The sequence below is a fragment of the Streptomyces synnematoformans genome, from assembly GCF_039531005.1.
GTDB classification, from domain to species: Bacteria; Actinomycetota; Actinomycetes; order Streptomycetales; family Streptomycetaceae; genus Streptomyces; species Streptomyces synnematoformans.
The window spans coordinates 1-2290 of record NZ_BAAAPF010000566.1; the positions used below are offsets into that span (position 1 = coordinate 1).

The following is a 2290-nucleotide window of genomic DNA, read 5'->3' on the forward strand; positions in this document are numbered from 1 at the left end:
GCTGACCACCGCCTCGTTCGGCGGCTCGGTGCTGGCGGGCGTGGCCGACGCGCGCTCGACGGCCTCGGTGCCCAGCGTCGGCGGCGACGCCCGCCTCACCTCGTCCGGGCCGCTGCCCGACGGGGTCGCGGCGCAGGCGGCGGAGGCCGGCGGCGTACGGCACACCGCGGCCGTCAGCACCGAGACCGGGCTGCAGGTCATGGGGCTGAGCGGCGATCTCACGCTGCTGACGGCCGACGCGGGCGCGTACGCGAGGCTCAGCGCTGACCTGGGCCTCGGCGCGTTCGACGCCGGCCGGCTGCGGGACCGGAACGGCGGCCGGGCGCTGCCCGCGCTCGTCTCGCCGGGCGTCGCCGAGCTGGTCGTCGACGGCACGCTGGGGCTGCAGTCGTCCCGGGGCCGGATCACGGCCGAGGTCGCCGAGGTGCGCCGGGTGACGCCCGCGGTGACGGGCGGCGAGTTCGCCGTGGTGGACGCCGCCGCGGTGGCGCGGCAGCTGCCCGGCACGGCGGCGCTGCCCGAGGCGCGGCCGGACACGCTGCTGTTCTCGGCCGCCGACGGCGGCCTGGACGGCGCCGCGCTGCGCGCCCTGGCCCGCGCGGAGGCGCCCGGCGGCACCCTGCTGCTGCGCACCGACGTGGCGGACGACCTGGCCGCCTCCCAGCTCCAGCGCGGCGCGGAGCGGCTGTACGCCGGGGCCGCCGTCGCCGCCACCGGCTACGCCCTGCTCGCCGTGCTGCTGTCGCTGCTGCGGGCCGCGCCCGAGCGCGTCGCGCTGCTGGCGCGGCTGCGCACCATGGGCTTCGGCCGGCGGCAGGGACGCGGGCTGCTGGTGCTGGAGGCGCTGCCGCAGCTGGTGGCGGCCGGCCTGGCGGGGGCGCTGGCCGGGCTGGTCACCGTACGGCTGCTGGGACCCGGCATCGACCTGGGCGCGCTCGCGCTCGGCGAGGAGAGCCCCGACCTGCTCGGCGCCGGCGGCGCGGAGCCGCGCGGACCCGCTGGCGCTGGCGCTGCCGTCGGTGGCGGTGCCGGCGCTGGCGCTGGCGGCGGTGCTGGTGCAGGCGTGGTGGGGCGGCAGACGGCAGGCCGTACAGGAACTGCGGGCCGGGGAGAGGGAGTGAGATGGCCCAGACGCAACAGAGCACGGGCGGCACGGCGGGTGACGCGGCGGGTGACGCGGCGGGCGGGACGAGCGGCGCGACACTGGCGGAGCTGGAGCGGCGGGCGGCGGAGCGGAGCGCCGGACCGGCGTACGGGCACGACGCGCTGATCTCCTGCGATCAGCTGGTGCGCATCTTCCGCACCGACGGCGTGGAGGTGCAGGCGCTCCAGGGACTCGACCTGCTGGTCGCCGACGGCGAGCTGATGGCCCTGGTCGGCGCCTCCGGCAGCGGCAAGTCGACCCTGCTCGGCATCCTCGCCGGCCTCGACGTGCCCACCGCGGGCAGCGCCACCGTCGCCGGCTTCGACCTGCTGGCGATGGACGCCCGGGCGCGGCTGCGCTACCGCCGGGAGGTCGTCGGCTTCGTCTGGCAGCAGACCGCGCGCAACCTCCTGCCGTACCTGACCGCCGTGCAGAACGTCGTACTGCCCATGCAGCTCAGCGAGGGCGGCGGCGGCCGGCACGCCCGCCGCCGGCGGGTGGCGCACGCGGAGGACCTGCTCGGCCTCCTGGGCCTCGCCCACTGCCGCGACCGCCGCTCGCGGGAGATGTCCGGCGGCGAACAGCAGCGCACGGCCATCGCCGTGGCGCTGGCCAACTCGCCGGCGGTGATCCTGGCGGACGAGCCGACGGGCGAGCTGGACTCGGCGACGGCCGAGCAGGTCTTCGCCGCCTTCCGCACGGCGAACGAGGAGCTGGGCACGACGATCGTCATCGTCACGCACGACCAGGCGGTGGCGTCGCAGGTCCGCCGCACGGTCGCGGTCCACGACGGGCGGATGGCGTCGGAGGTGCTGCGCCGCACGGAGGTCGACGCGAGCGGGGCGGAGCGGGTGGTGGCCCGCGAGTACGCCGCGGTCGACCGCGCGGGGCGGCTGCAGCTGCCGCGGCCGTACACGGAGGCGCTGGAGATCCGCGAGCGGGTGGTGCTGGACCTCGAAGAGGACCACATCAGGGTGAGCCCGGACCGGAAGGACGGGGAGGGCGGAGAGCCGAGGCGGTAGGTACGCGCCAGGAGACAGGCCGGTCGCGCGGCGGGCCCGAGGGTGGCCGGGACGCGGGCTGGCGGGCTGGCGGGCTGGCGGGCTGGCGGGCTGGCGGGCTGGCGGGCTGGCGGGCTGGCGGGCT

Annotated in this window: 1 protein-coding gene and 1 pseudogene; both read left to right on the forward strand. The window is 78.3% G+C overall.

The features are described from left to right. Positions 1–1270: pseudogene (locus ABD317_RS36030) on the forward strand (hypothetical protein); the annotation flags it as partial. A 17-nt stretch (positions 1271–1287) separates the two neighbouring features. Then, the gene (locus ABD317_RS36035) at positions 1288–2166 is read left to right on the forward strand and encodes an ABC transporter ATP-binding protein (protein ID WP_425582528.1); all 879 of its coding nucleotides are present in this window, start codon (positions 1288–1290) and stop codon (positions 2164–2166) included. The last annotated feature ends 124 nt before the right edge of the window (positions 2167–2290 follow it).